Annotated in this window: 11 protein-coding genes, 1 tRNA gene and 1 pseudogene; 10 read left to right on the top strand and 3 right to left on the bottom strand. The window is 49.3% G+C overall.

What is annotated here, in order from left to right:
- Positions 1 to 27 precede the first annotated feature (27 nt).
- Together E5342_RS10370 and E5342_RS10365 are read left to right on the top strand one after the other, a co-directional pair.
- Positions 28 to 441 (top strand): PaaI family thioesterase, encoded by a 414-nt coding sequence (locus E5342_RS10370; protein WP_135959333.1) that lies wholly within the window; start codon positions 28 to 30, stop codon positions 439 to 441.
- 27 nt (positions 442 to 468) lie between these two features.
- Positions 469 to 2,328 carry a ChbG/HpnK family deacetylase gene (locus E5342_RS10365; protein WP_121735292.1) on the top strand — a complete coding sequence of 620 codons (1,860 nt, stop codon included), beginning with the start codon at positions 469 to 471 and terminating at the stop codon, positions 2,326 to 2,328.
- A gap of 146 nt (positions 2,329 to 2,474) precedes the next feature.
- Here the strand turns inward: E5342_RS10365 and E5342_RS10360 are convergent.
- Positions 2,475 to 2,546 (bottom strand) — tRNA-Met (locus E5342_RS10360).
- A gap of 150 nt (positions 2,547 to 2,696) precedes the next feature.
- Between E5342_RS10360 and E5342_RS10355 the strand changes: the two genes are divergently transcribed.
- The 7 genes from E5342_RS10355 (at position 2,697) to E5342_RS10325 (ending at position 11,669) form a co-directional block, all read left to right on the top strand.
- Entirely contained in the window at positions 2,697 to 3,290 is a 594-nt protein-coding gene (locus E5342_RS10355; RefSeq protein WP_011966477.1) for a TetR/AcrR family transcriptional regulator, read from the top strand.
- Positions 3,291 to 3,306: 16 nt separating this feature from the next.
- Positions 3,307 to 4,251, top strand: a complete 945-nt coding sequence (locus E5342_RS10350; protein ID WP_121735293.1) for a 3-oxoacyl-ACP synthase III family protein — start codon at positions 3,307 to 3,309, stop codon at positions 4,249 to 4,251.
- Positions 4,252 to 4,271: 20 nt separating this feature from the next.
- Entirely contained in the window at positions 4,272 to 5,018 is a 747-nt protein-coding gene (gene fabG / locus E5342_RS10345) for a 3-oxoacyl-[acyl-carrier-protein] reductase (protein ID WP_008771802.1), read from the top strand.
- A gap of 1 nt (position 5,019) precedes the next feature.
- Positions 5,020 to 5,694 (top strand): RluA family pseudouridine synthase, encoded by a 675-nt coding sequence (locus tag E5342_RS10340; RefSeq protein WP_121735294.1) that lies wholly within the window; start codon positions 5,020 to 5,022, stop codon positions 5,692 to 5,694.
- 271 nt (positions 5,695 to 5,965) lie between these two features.
- Positions 5,966 to 7,132: an efflux RND transporter periplasmic adaptor subunit gene (locus tag E5342_RS10335; RefSeq protein ID WP_135959332.1), complete on the top strand. Its 1,167-nt coding sequence runs from the start codon at positions 5,966 to 5,968 to the stop codon at positions 7,130 to 7,132.
- A complete protein-coding gene (locus E5342_RS10330) occupies positions 7,129 to 10,293 on the top strand; it encodes an efflux RND transporter permease subunit (RefSeq protein ID WP_135959331.1) in 3,165 nt (1,054 codons plus the stop codon). The genes E5342_RS10335 and E5342_RS10330 overlap by 4 nt, the downstream gene beginning before the upstream one ends.
- Positions 10,290 to 11,669 (top strand): efflux transporter outer membrane subunit, encoded by a 1,380-nt coding sequence (locus E5342_RS10325; protein ID WP_183128535.1) that lies wholly within the window; start codon positions 10,290 to 10,292, stop codon positions 11,667 to 11,669. The genes E5342_RS10330 and E5342_RS10325 overlap by 4 nt, the downstream gene beginning before the upstream one ends.
- Before the next feature lie 109 nt (positions 11,670 to 11,778).
- Here the strand turns inward: E5342_RS10325 and E5342_RS10320 are convergent.
- Both E5342_RS10320 and E5342_RS10315 read right to left on the bottom strand, forming a co-directional pair.
- Positions 11,779 to 12,118 (bottom strand): annotated as a pseudogene (locus E5342_RS10320) (HepT-like ribonuclease domain-containing protein).
- Positions 12,111 to 12,410 (bottom strand): nucleotidyltransferase family protein, encoded by a 300-nt coding sequence (locus E5342_RS10315; protein WP_121735297.1) that lies wholly within the window; start codon positions 12,408 to 12,410, stop codon positions 12,111 to 12,113. Before E5342_RS10315 ends, E5342_RS10320 begins: the two are co-directional and overlap by 8 nt.
- 252 nt (positions 12,411 to 12,662) lie before the next feature.
- On the opposite strand from E5342_RS10315, the gene E5342_RS10310 reads away from it, so the two are divergent.
- Entirely contained in the window at positions 12,663 to 13,289 is a 627-nt protein-coding gene (locus tag E5342_RS10310) for a 6-bladed beta-propeller (RefSeq protein WP_246867090.1), read from the top strand.
- The last annotated feature ends 39 nt before the right edge of the window (positions 13,290 to 13,328 follow it).

Raw genomic sequence — 13,328 nt, 5'->3', positions numbered from 1 at the left:
ACAGGATGAATACGGAAATAAAAAGACATGGATGAGAGAATAAAAGAAAAGTTGATTAACCGTGCGAAGACCAATCCTTATGTGAATTTTCTGGGGATCGATTTCACGGTTATCGAGGAAGGCCGTGTGGAGGCACATATGCCCTTACATGCTGAGCAGAGACAATATAGCGGGGTGACGCATGGGGGTGTCTTGGCTGCTTTGGCGGATACGATCGCCGGTTTCGCCGCCTATACGATGACTCCGCTTGAGAAAGATGTGCTGACGGCAGAGTTGAAAATGTCTTTCTTACGGGCCGCTTGGGGCAATGAGCTGATCGCCAAGGGTACCGTGATCAAGGCGGGACGGAATATACATTTCTGTGAGTGCGAGATTTATTGCGACGATAAGTTGGTGAGCAAATCTTCCGGTACCTTCTGTGTGGTCCATCCCCAAGTATAGAAAAGATGTTACTTATTTATCAATATCATGAAGACTTCAAATGTAAAGAGAATCCTTTGCGGCTGTTTATTCTTCGCCGCTACGTGGCCGGCATTCAGCCAGCCTGCCACGAATCCCCGCCTGATCATCCGTGCGGATGACATGGGGTCGTTCCGTTCCGCCAATATAGCGTGTATGGAAGGGTATAAGAATGGGGTGGAAACCTGTATAGAGGTTATGGTTGTCACCTCGTGGTTCCCCGAGGCCGCCCGGCTGTTGAGGGAGAACCCGGGGATAGATGTAGGGCTTCACCTGACGTTTACCAGCGAATGGGATAACGTGAAATGGCGTCCGCTGACGCATTGTCCCAGCTTGACCGATAGCAATGGCTATTTCTTGCCGATGATGTCTCCGAATCCCGCCTACCCGGGTCTGGCCATTCTGGAGAATACATGGAGCTTGGCCGAGATCGAGCAGGAGGCCCGGGCCCAGATAGAGATGGCCTTGAAGAACATTCCCCAGATCAGCCATATCTCCGGCCATATGGGATCGACCGGTTTCGATCCGGAGGTGGTGAAGCTGATGCGCCGCTTGTCCGAGGAATATCATCTGCCGGTCGTGGATCGGGTAGAGGCGATGCAGGAATACGATTTCACCTATTCCGGATATGATGGAGCCTCCAAGACCCCGGCCGAGAAGGAGGCCAGTTTCATCCGGATGCTAGATAAGTTGGAACCCGGTAAACGCTACATGTTCTTGGATCACCCGGCCTTGGATAACGAGGAGATGAAAACCGTCGGGCATATCGGCTACGAGAACGTGGCGATGGACCGTCAAGGCGTGACCGATCTTTTTACCAGCCCGAAGGTGAAGCAAGCCTTGAAGGATAAGAACATAGACTTGATCAGCTATAACGACCTGACCAAGGAACTCCCTCGTGCGGAAGCCTCGAAAGCCTTGGATAAGGCGTTCGGTAATTATCTGCGGGCGGTGAAAAAGGCGGATCAAGACTTGCATAGTATCATGATCCTCCAGCATGGAAAGGTCGTAAAGGAACAATGGCTGGGTGAGGGCGACCGCCATACGCCGCACGTCTTGAACTCCGTTAGCAAGACCTTTACGGCAACGGCTATCGGTTTTGCCGTCGCGGAGGGTAAATTGAAAGTCACGGACAAGGTGATCTCCTTCTTCCCCGACCAATTACCGGCCGAGGTAAGCCCTTACTTGAAAGAGCTGGAGATACGTCACCTATTGACCATGTCCTCCGGCCACGATGTCGATCCCACCGCTTTAGTGCGGCAGGAGGGGAACGAGAACGCCGATTGGGTAAAGACTTTCCTCTCGGTGCCGTTGGTACATAAACCAGGAACCTATTTTGTATACAACAGCCTCGGCACGTATATGCTTTCCGCCATTATCCAGAAGGTGACCGGTGAGAAGGTGATCGATTATCTCTATCCCCGTCTGTTCCGTCCGCTGGGTATCGTAGGCGCTACTTGGGCGGAGAGTCCTCAAGGTATCAATTGCGGTGGTTGGGGATTGTATCTCAAGACCGAAGATCTAGCGAAAATGGGCCAGTTCTTCCTGCAAAAGGGAAAATGGAACGATGAGCAATTGCTCCCCGAAAGCTGGATAGAGGAGGTTACCACCTCTAAGATAGCCTCTTTGCCCGCCGGTATGAGACCGGAGAACGTGAAGATGAAACCGAAAGATAGCGACTGGTTACAAGGCTACGGTTACCAGATGTGGCGTTGCCGCCATAACGCCGTTCGTGCCGATGGAGCCAATGGACAATACATTATTATATTGCCCGAGAAAGATGCGGTAATCGCCATGACCGCGAATATCGGCGATATGCAGGCCGAGATCAACTTGATATGGAAATATATCTTGCCTGCCTTGAGATAGGAACTGTAGGACCTACGTCCGGGAAACCAATAAGAGCCCCCGGACGTAAGCCTATGACTTGTTGGGCGTAAGCAAAAGGTTTATGGTACGTAAACCATCGGGTTACAAAAAAAGCCTTTCGGTCTATGACCAGAAGGCTTTTTTAGTTGCGGAGGCAAGACTCGAACTTACGACCTTTGGGTTATGAGCCCAACGAGCTACCACTGCTCCACTCCGCGATATAGTTGCTATCATTCCTTGATTGCGAGTGCAAAGGTAGGGATATTTTCTTACAAAACAAATTTATTGCAAGTTTTTTTTAATATACTTGGTAGATACGATCTTTTTTAAGTACTTTGCGCACAGTTTTAATCAAAATGTGCAATACAATGCCGATGACAGTTTCTAAAACACGTGACATGTTGGTGGATGTGGCCAGACAATTGTTTGCCCGCATGGGGGTTGATAACACGACGATGAACGATATTGCACAGGCATCTCGTAAGGGGAGACGTACGCTTTATACGTACTTCAAAAGCAAGAACGAGATCTATTTGGCGGTAGTGGAGTCGGAACTAGACCAGCTTCACAAGATGTTGGTGGACGTGGCCAGCAAAGATCTGCCGGCGGACGAGAAGTTGCTGACGTTTATCTATAGCCGCTTGGACGCTGTAAAGGCGTTGGTATTTCGGAACGGTACGTTGCGGGCTACTTTCTTCCGTGATATATGGCGGGTGGAGAAGGTACGCAAGAGCTTCGACCTTCGGGAAGTGGAGATCATTAAGGGAATATTGGACGATGGCGTGAAGGAAGGTGTATTCAGCATGCCGGACACGGACATTACCGCCCTCGTGCTCCATCACGCCTTGAAAGGACTGGAGGTGCCCTATATCCGGGGGATCATGGGTGATAATATCAGCCAACGGATTAAACGTAGAGACAATGTGATGAATTTAATATTCAACGGAATAAAGATTAAGTAAATCAAAGACACTAAGGATGTTTATTAATGCGACAGGGTTTTATGTACCTGAAGGACGGGTAGATAACCAACATTTTCTTGAATTGAACGGGTTGACAAGTGAGTGGATTGAGCAGCGGACGGGCATTCATACCCGCTCGAAAGCTAAGGGGGAAGAGAATATCAATACCATGAGCCTTGAGGCCGTGAAGGATGCGCTTCCCAAATTGCCTTATGATATCACGGAGGTAGACTTGATAGTCTCCGCTTCGTATTCTCCTTATGATACGGTTGCGACGGCCGCACATACGGTTCAACATGCGTATACTATCGCTGATGCGAAAGCTTTATATCTATCTTCGGCTTGTTCTTCTTTCTTGAATGCCTTGGAAGTTGTGGAGGGATATTTCGCCATGGGGAAGGCTACCAAGGCTTTGGTACTTTCCGCTGATAAGAACTCCGCTTATTATAATGAGACAGATCCGAAGGCGGGCCATTTATGGGGCGATGCCGCCGCCGCTTTCTTTATCTCCAAGGAACGGATCGGTGAGGGTGACGCTGAGATCGTAGAGGTCTATACGCAAGGTCTCGGCCATTTGTCGAAAGCGATGGAGGCGGTTCACTTGCGCCCGGGCGATGGGGGAATCTCTATGCCGGAGGGGCGTGACGTATTTATTCAAGCTTGTACGTATATGCCAAGGAATGTCCTTCACTTGTTGGAGAAGAATGGTTATACGCTGGATAATCTCACTTATTTCATCGGCCATCAGGCGAATATGCGTATCATGACGAATATCGCCAAGCAATTGAACTTGCCGGATGAGAAATTTTTGCACAATATCGAGGAGCTGGGAAATACGGGTTCCGTAAGCTCGGCCTTGGTATATGCCCAGAACGATAAGAATTTCAAGAAAGACGACTTGGTCGCTATCACGGTATTCGGTGGTGGCTATTCAACGGGAGCTTGCTTGATTAAACATTGATATTAAAAAAATTGAGTAATATGAAACTATTAGAAGGTAAAGTGGCTGTCGTAACAGGTGCCGCTCGTGGTATTGGTAAGGCTATCGCCTTGAAGTTCGCCCAAGAGGGCGCTAACATCGCTTTCACGGATCTGGTGATTGATGAGAATGGCTTGGCTACACAGGCCGAGATCGAGGCCTTGGGCGTAAAGGCGAAAGGATACGCTTCTAACGCAGCTAACTTTGAGGAGACTCATAACGTGGTGGCTGAGATCGTAAAGGATTTCGGACGTATCGATATCTTGGTGAACAATGCCGGTATCACTAAAGACGGATTAATGATGCGTATGAGCGAGGGACAATGGGACGCTGTGTTGAACGTGAACTTGAAGTCCGCTTTCAACTTTATCCACGCTTGTACTCCAGTCATGATGAAGCAACGTGCGGGTAGTATTATCAATATGTCTTCTGTCGTAGGTGTTCATGGCAACGCCGGACAAGCGAACTACTCCGCTTCCAAGGCTGGTATGATTGGTTTGGCTAAGTCTGTCGCTCAGGAGTTGGGTTCTCGTGGCATCCGTGCGAACGCTATCGCCCCGGGATTCATCATTACGGATATGACCGCTCAGTTGTCAGAGGAGGTACGTGCCGAGTGGTGTAAGAAAATTCCTTTGCGCCGTGGCGGTACGGTGGAGGATGTGGCTAATATCGCTACCTTCTTGGCTTCGGATATGTCTTCTTATGTATCCGGACAGGTTATTCAGGTTGATGGCGGTATGAACATGTAATATGGAGGTTATTTACGAGGATAATCATATTATAGCGGTAGATAAGACTTGCCGTGAGATCGTGCAAGGCGACAAGACGGGCGATAAGCCCCTCTCGGAGATGCTGAAGGCATGGCTTAAGGAGAAGTATTGCAAGCCCGGTAACGTATTTGTCGGTGTCACGCATCGTCTGGATCGTCCGGTGAGCGGGGTCGTGATTTTCGCCAAGACGAGCAAGGCCCTCTCTCGCTTGAACGAGATGTTTCGTGTCGGTGAGGTACGAAAGACGTATTGGGCGATCGTCAAGAATCGTCCCCTGCGGGATGAGGGTGAGTTGGTGGATTGGCTGGTGCGGAACGAGAAGCAAAATAAGAGTTACGCTTACGATACCGAGCGGCCGAATGCCAAGAAAGCCATCCTGCGTTATAAATTGATCGCCCATTCGGATAATTATTATCTGTTGGAGATCGATTTGAAGACGGGGCGGCACCATCAGATCCGCTGTCAGTTGGCGAAGATGGGATGTCCGATCAAGGGGGATCTGAAATATGGTTTCGATCGTTCCAATAAGGATGGAGGCATTAGCTTGCACGCCCGTAGCGCAGAGTTTATCCATCCGGTTTCAAAAGAGAACGTGCGAATTGTCGCTCCCGTACCGGACGATAATTTGTGGAAAGCGTTGTCGGTTGATCAATAAGATAATTGATACATATCTGATATTTGTGGAATCCTTTCGGATGGAAAATCATTTCATTCGAAAGGATTTTATTTTAATGAGTGTAGACTTCCCCGGCTGGTTGTGGATTAATTCCCCAGTTGGATATGCCTTAATTTTAGTATAAATGTTAACATAAACGCTATACGGTTTGTTATTAAGTGAAGTAACGTTAATTATCGATGTGCTTGAGAAAAATGGAATGATTCTTTCTTAAATAACAAATGTGACATAAGTAATTTATATAGGTAGAATGAGCAGGAAAAGATTGGCAAAAGTACAGGTTATCTTGATAGCCCTTGTAGTAGCGATGACAGGTTGCCGCCATAAGGAAGAGCAGCAATTGCCCATCGTGATCGTAGACAACCCTTCGAAAGAAGACGTGCAAATTTATGGCGAGTACGTGGGACGTATCCGTGCCGCCAGCTTTGTCGAGGTACATGCCCGTGTGGAGGGATTCTTAGAGAAAATGTTGTTTGAGGAAGGTAAACGGGTGAAGCAGAACGAACCCCTGTTCCGGATTAATCCCGATAAATATCGTGCTAGAGTAGAGAAGGCGAAAGCCCAATTGAAGAAAAGCCAAGCCCAAGCGGCCAAGGCCCGACGTGATGTGGAGCGCCTGAAACCGTTGTACGAGCAACATGCCGCCAGCCAGCTGGATTTGGATAACGCCACGGCCGCATTGGAAGATGCTGAGGCGAATATCGCTATGAGCAAGGCGGATCTGGATCAAGCGGAGATGGAGTTGGGCTATACGGTGGTGACCTCGCCGCTGTCCGGTTATATCAGTGAGCGTTTCGTGGATGTGGGTGCTTTGGTTGGTCCGGGTGTCAATTCGAAATTGGTGGCTGTTGTGAAGAGCGACACGGTATTGGTCGATTTTAAGATGACCGCCTTAGATTACCTGCGTGCCGAGCGTCGTAACGTGAAATTTGGCGAACGGGATACGACCCGTTCGTGGCAGCCTACCGTGACGGTTACTTTGGCGGATGACTCAGAATACCCGGTAAAAGGTATCGTAGACTTCGCTGATCCACTGGTGGACCCGAAGACCGGTACGTTTGGCGTTCGTGCGGAACTATCCAACCCGAACCAGAAATTATTGCCCGGACAGTTCACGAAGGTGAAGCTCCTGCTGGATGTCCGTGAGCGTTCGATCGTTGTTCCCCGGAAAGCCCTCTCGATTGAGAAAGGAGGTGCGTTCATCTATGTCATCCGTAGGGACGATATCGCCGAGAAGCGTTTCGTGCAGACCGGCCCGGAGATTGGCAACAAGGTCGTGATCGAACGGGGCTTGGGCGAGAACGAGCGAGTGGTAGTAGAGGGCTATCATAAATTGGTACCGGGCATGAAGGTACATGCGGTAGAGGCCGGCGACGAGAAGGCTATTCAAGCACTTAGAGAGGAGGAGGAACAATGAAACCGGGATTCTTTATAGACCGTCCTGTTTTTTCGACCGTCTTATCGATACTGATCGTGATTGTCGGAATCATCGGACTAGCATTATTGCCTGTGGACCAGTATCCGCAGATTACGCCCCCCGTGGTGAAGATCAGTGCCACGTATCCGGGAGCGAGCGCCCTGACGGTGTCTCAAGCGGTCGCTACCCCGATCGAGCAGGAACTGAACGGTACGCCCGGTATGATTTATATGCAAAGTAGCAGTTCTAACTCGGGTAGCTTGAATATTACGGTGACCTTCGATGTGTCTGCCGACGCAGACTTGGCGGCTGTCGAGATCCAGAACCGTGTGAAACTGGCCGAGAGCCGTTTGCCCGCCGAGGTGATCCAGAATGGTATCACGATTGAGAAGCAGGCACCCAGCCAGCTGATGACCTTGAGCTTGATGTCCGACGATCCGAAGTTCGACGAGATCTATCTGAGTAACTTCGCCACGATCAACGTGTTGGACGTATTGCGCCGTATCCCGGGCGTAGGCCGTGTATCGAATATCGGTAGCCGTTATTACGGCATGCAGATTTGGGTGTATCCGGATCGGTTGGCCAATATGGGATTGACGGTAAAGGACTTGCAGGATGCCTTGAAAGACCAAAACCGGGAATCGGCGGCAGGTGAGTTGGGTAAACAACCTGTGCTGGACGTGGATGTCACTTTGCCTATCACGGCCCCGGGACGTTTGTCTACGGTGAAGGAATTTGAGGATATCGTGGTGCGGGCAAACCCGGATGGCTCGATCGTTCGGATGAGCGACGTGGCCCGGGTATCGCTGGAGGCTTCCTCGTATTCTACGGAGAGTGGGATCAACGGGAAGAACGCCGCTATCTTGGGTATCTATATGTTACCGGGAGCGAACGCTCTGGAGGTCGCCACGAAGGTGAAAGAGGCGATGAAGGATATCAGCAAGAACTTCCCGGAAGGCTTGGAGTATAATTTCCCGTTTGATATGACGGAGTATATCTCCCAATCCGTACACGAGGTGTATAAGACCTTGTTCGAGGCCCTCTTCTTGGTCGTTCTCGTGGTGTTCCTCTCGTTGCAGAATTGGCGTGCGGCCTTGATCCCGACGATCGCCGTCCCGATCTCCTTGATCGGGACGTTCGGCTTCATGTTGATCTTCGGCTTCTCGTTGAATATGCTTACCTTGCTGGGATTGATCTTGGCGATCGGTATCGTGGTGGACGACGCTATCGTGGTGGTGGAGAACGTGGAGCGTATCATGGCCGAGGAGCGTGTGACCGCCCGTGAGGCTACGCATAAGGCGATGCGGGAATTATCCGGTGCCTTGATCGCTACCTCCATGGTATTGGCCGCCGTGTTTGTGCCGGTGAGTTTCTTGGGAGGTATCACGGGGCAGTTGTACCGTCAGTTCTCTGTTACGATCGTGGTTTCCGTGTTGTTGTCCACGGTAGTGGCCTTGACGTTGAGCCCGGCGATGTGCGCCATAATCTTACGTCCGTCTCATAAGAAGAAACCGTTTATTTTCCGTAAGATCAATCTGTGGTTGGCGAAAGGAAATAAGAAATATACGAAGTTGTTGCGTATCTCCATCGCTAATCCCCGTCGTATCTTGGCAGGGTTCGGGATGGTACTGGTGGCTATCTTCGTCTTGAACCGGGTGTTGCCTACCAGCTTTATCCCGGAGGAGGATCAAGGGTTCTTCACCGTAGAGCTGGAGATGCCCGAGGGTACTACCTTGGAACGTACGCGTGCCGTGACAGACCGTGCGATCGAGTTCCTCGACCATCATCCGGCCGTGGCCTACGTACAGAACGTAACCGGTAGCAGTCCCCGTGTCGGTACGAACCAAGGGCGTGCTACACTAACGGTGATCTTGAAACCATGGGAAGAGCGTAAATCCTCCGGTATGAAGGTAGAGGACGTGATGGCCGATGCCCGCCGAGAATTCTATTATTATCCCGAGGCTAAGTCCTACGTGAACCGTCCGCCGGTCATCCCGGGCTTGGGCGAGAGCGGTGGCTTGGAGATGCAGTTGGAGGCTAGGGGAGATGCTAGCTGGGATAATTTAGTGAGCGCCACGGATACCTTCCTGTATTACGCTTCGCAAGTACCTGAGCTTCAAGGTGTGTCTTCCGCTATGCAGAGCGAGATCCCGCAGTTGTATTTCGACGTGGACCGTGACCGGGCGAAGTTCCTCGGCATCCCCTTGTCTGATATCTTCTCGACCATGAAGGCTTATCTGGGCTCCGTGTACGTGAACGACTTCAATATGTTCAACCGTATTTACCGTGTATATATCCAAGCAGAGGCGCCTTACCGGGCTACCCGGGATAATCTGGACTTGTTCTTCGTGCGCAGCAAGGATGGGGCGATGGTTCCCTTGACCGCCTTGGGTACGACCCAATATACGACCGGCCCGGGAACGATCAAGCGTTTCAATATGTTCACCACGGCCTCGATCAATGCCGTAGCCGCCCCGGGATATAGTACGGGCGAGGCGATGGCGGCGATGGAACGGATCGCTAGGGAGCATCTGCCCGAGAATATCGGTCTGGAGTGGAGCGGTCTTTCCTATCAGGAGAAACAGGCCGGTGGGCAGACGGGATTTGTCTTGGCGTTGGTCTTCTTGTTTGTCTTCTTGTTCTTGGCGGCTCAGTATGAGAGCTGGATCGTGCCGATCGCCGTATTGCTTTCCTTGCCGGTCGCCACGTTGGGTGCCTACTTGGGTATCTGGGTGACGGGATTGGAGAATGATATTTATTTCCAGGTCGGTTTGGTAACCTTGATCGGTTTGGCGGCGAAGAACGCTATCTTGATCGTCGAGTTTGCCAAGGTACAGGTGGATAACGGGGTAGATGTGGTGAAAGCCGCTATCCATGCCGCCCAGATGCGTTTCCGCCCGATCTTGATGACCTCGTTGGCATTCGTATTGGGTATGCTTCCGATGGTGTTGGCCAGCGGACCGGGTTCGGCTTCCCGCCATAGTATCGGTACGGGTGTGTTTTTCGGTATGTTGGTGGCGATTACGGTCGGTATCGTGTTGGTTCCCTTCTTCTTCGTCTTGATTTATAAAGTGAAGGAGAAGATGCGGATGGAACGTATCGCTCAAAAGAAAGAAGTGGTAACCTCTATTTTTAAGAGATACAAAAACGGAAAATTATGATGACAAAGAATTTCTATATAGCTGCTTTCGTTGTTTCTATGCTGGCATTCTCTTCCTGCAAGATCGGAAAGCGTTACGCACGTCCGGAGTTGAACCTACCGGACCGGATCGAGGCTTATACGGATACGATCGATACGGCGTCCGTGGAGAATATCCCTTGGGAGAGCCTTTACGCCGATGAGACCTTGAAGGATCTGATCAGAAAGGCGCTGGATAATAATAAGGAGATGAAGATAGCCGCCGCCAAGGTGAAGGAGATGATTGCCGCCAAGCGGATCTCTTTTGCGAATATGCTGCCGGAGGTGGGAGCGAATATCTATGCGCAAAAGGAACGCTTGAACTATGGAGGGGATGATCCGAAGCCTGATCCGGAATTTGGGGCGAAACTGACTTTGTCTTGGGAATTGGATTTATGGGGCAACCTCCGTTGGGCGAACGAGGCTACCATCGCTTCCTATATGCAGACCGTGGAAGGTCAGCGTGCCTTGCGATTGACCATCATTGCCGAGGTAGCTGCTAATTATTATCAACTTTGCGCCTTGGACCAAGAGTTATCGATCGTACAACAAACCTTGGACGCACGTCGTGAGGGTGTCCGTTTGGCGAAGCTTCGCTATGAGGGCGGACTTACTTCCGAGACGGCTTACAACCAAGCCCAAGTGGAGTTGGCTCGTACCGAGACCTTGATCCCCTCGCTGGAGCGTCAGATCAAGATTAAGGAAAGCGACCTCAGCATGCTGTTGGGCGAGTATACGGACGATATCCCCCGTGGTCTTTCCTTGAGCGACCAGCACTTGCCGGATGCCTTGCCGATCGGCCTACCGTCCTCTTTGCTGGAGCGTCGGCCGGATATGCGTCAAGCGGAGTTTAAGCTTCGGGCGGCGAACGCTCAGGTGGGTGTAGCGCAAACGGACTTATTCCCGAAGATCCGTTTGACAAGCAATTACGGTTTCGAGAGCGATGAGTTAAGCAGTATCTTGAAGAGTCCGGCAGGTTTTATTGCCGGAAGCCTGTTGCAGCCGATCTTCGCCATGGGGAAGAACAAGGCGAAAGTGAAAGCGGCGAAGGCTCGTTACGAGCAAGAGGTCTATAGTTACGAAAAGAGCGTATTAGGTGCTTTCAAGGAGGTGAACAACGCTATCGTGACCGTCCGCAAGGTGAAGGAGATCCGTGCTTCCCGCATGAATCTGGAAGCTTCCGCCAGTAAATATCTGGAACTCGCCCAACTGCAATACATCAACGGTGTCATCAGCTACATGGACGTATTGGATGCCCAGCGTGGTTTGCTGGATGCCCAGATTGGTTTGAACAATGCCGTGCTGGATGAGTTGCTGTCGGTGGTATACCTGTATAAGGCTTTAGGGGGAGGGTTTTGATAGCGTACCCTCCTCATAGAGGAAACTATCTCAATGGAATGTCCCGTAAATCAGTGGAATACGAAGTGAATTCCACTGATTTACGGGACATATTTTATTTGTTTTATAATTATGTATCAAGTAAAATATCAACCTCTTGCCTTAATAAAGGCAGATGATTGACAACGATACTCCAAAGAATATCAACAGATAGACTGTCATAACCATGTATAATGTAGTTTCGGGCATCTACTATCTTTCGGGAATTGGTGATCGCTATTGTCGGAGACGTTTTTTAATATCCGGTTCATGGCCTCTCCGATAATCTCGATATTTCTTTCTATTGCCCGTCTAAGACGTAAGTCTTTGCAGAAGTTTTCAAATAGCTTGGGCTGATCATCGAAAAAACTTTCGATCTCGTCAATCGCCGTAGCTATATCTTGTAAATGCTTTTTGATGAAGTTATCCATAGATTAACATCTTTGTGGTATCAATATTTTCCTTGAGATAAGGATTATGGATCGCTTGTTCTTCCAGCAAGTCTACTTCTCTTTCTAAAAGACTCTCCAAGGCATATTTCAAGTCAAAGAAATTAGAGAAGTAATCATCTACGTTGGTCTTGTCAAAATCGACTACCAGATCTATGTCGCTTTGCTCATTAAAGCGATTGGTAAGGACTGAGCCGAAAGCAAATAGCTTTTTTACTTTATGTCGTTTACATAAAGCGATGATCGCTGGAAGATAATTGCCGGGAAAGTTCATGCCTATATATCCTTTTATTAATCTGTTCAACGCTCCAAATATAATGAAAAATCTCATTACTCTACCTATCAAAAGCAATTTCTATTAGGATAGGGGGCTGGATATGGTTTGGGTGCGGTTGCCGTGGTTATCTGAGGCTGAAGCCAATTCTTTCGAACAAATCTTTGCGTAGCCATTAAAAATTTCCTATATTGCACAAGGTGAATGTTATTTGCCTTTATCCTTAAATTTGAACTAAAAGAAAAGACTATTATGAGACAGAGTTTGATAGCGGCGGGAATGTTTTTATTAGCGGGAGGTATAGTTGGTTGCGGCACCTCTTCTACCCAAGAGAAAGAGGATCTTATCGTGGTGGACGTATCGAAGGATTATCCCAAAATGGAACTGATCTTGCAAGATCTTTTCGATGTGGAATATATCCCCCTGGAGACGACGGACGAGTTCGTGACGCTAGGCTGGTTGCAGGCGATCGGGAAGGATGTGATGATCGTACGGAATATGTTTGCTGTTGATGGGAATATTTTTATTTATGACCGGAAAGGAAAAGCGGTACGAAAGATTAACCGGAGGGGACAGGGTAACGAGGAGTATTATGCGACGAATGGTATCTATCTGGACGATGAGAAAGGAGAAATGTTTGTTGGTAATCTGCAGCAAAGAAAGATAATGACTTATGACTTGTTCGGGAATTTTAAACGAAGTTTCCTGTTTAAGGAAGGAGAAGACGAGGATACGAAATCATGGGTTTATTATAAAGCGATCTTCAATTTAGACGGAGATCGTTTCATCTGCCAAGACGCTAGTAGCGGGCGTAATTTCAATAGAGATCATCAGGATCTTGAGCCTAGGAATATATTCTTGATCACTAGTGTCCCATAAAAATGGGAGCTAGTTAAAAATTAAATAAATTTGGTCCAC

The sequence above is a fragment of the Parabacteroides distasonis genome (genome assembly GCF_004793765.1).
GTDB lineage: Bacteria > Bacteroidota > Bacteroidia > Bacteroidales > Tannerellaceae > Parabacteroides > Parabacteroides distasonis_A.
The sequence above is the reverse complement of the archived record's forward strand: the minus strand, read 5'-3'. Positions and strand labels throughout refer to the sequence as shown.